The organism is Planosporangium flavigriseum (genome assembly GCF_011947225.1).
Classification (GTDB): Bacteria; Actinomycetota; Actinomycetes; order Mycobacteriales; family Micromonosporaceae; genus Planosporangium; species Planosporangium flavigriseum.
Genome location: NZ_JAATVW010000074.1, coordinates 1 through 475 on the forward strand (window position 1 = coordinate 1; position 475 = coordinate 475).

The 475-nt window shown below is 75.8% G+C and carries 1 protein-coding gene; it reads left to right on the forward strand.

Annotated features, from left to right (window positions below; genetic code table 11):
• The coding region (locus tag HC028_RS28860) for a DUF222 domain-containing protein (RefSeq protein WP_168080234.1) at positions 1 to 475 on the forward strand (475 nt) is incomplete at both ends.

Sequence of the window (475 nt, forward strand, 5' to 3'; positions counted from 1 at the left end):
CGAGGTGCCCGGCGAAAACCGGGTCCGGCTTTCCGGCTGGCTCGACCGCGAATCCGCCGCCCAGCTCCGCGCCGCGATCGACCCGCTGTCCGCGCCCCGACCGTCAGCAGGCGAGCCGGACGTGCGCACCCCCGGCCAGCGGCGCGTCGACGCCCTGGTCGAGGTGTGCCGGATCGCGCTGGCCTGCGGCGAGCTGCCCACCAACGGCGGCGACCGCCCCCAGATCGTAGTCACCGTCGACATCGACACGCTGCGCCAGCAGGTCGGGACCGCGACCCTCGACGACGGCTCGTCGCTGCCGGCGACCGCCGCCCGCCGACTGGCCTGCGACGCCGCCCTGCTACCCGCCGTACTCGGCAGCGCCGGCCAGATCCTCGACGTCGGCCGCGAACAACGCCTGATCAAAGGACCCCTGCGCCGCGCCCTCGTCCTACGCGACCGCGGCTGCGCGTTCCCCGGCTGCGACCGCCCACCC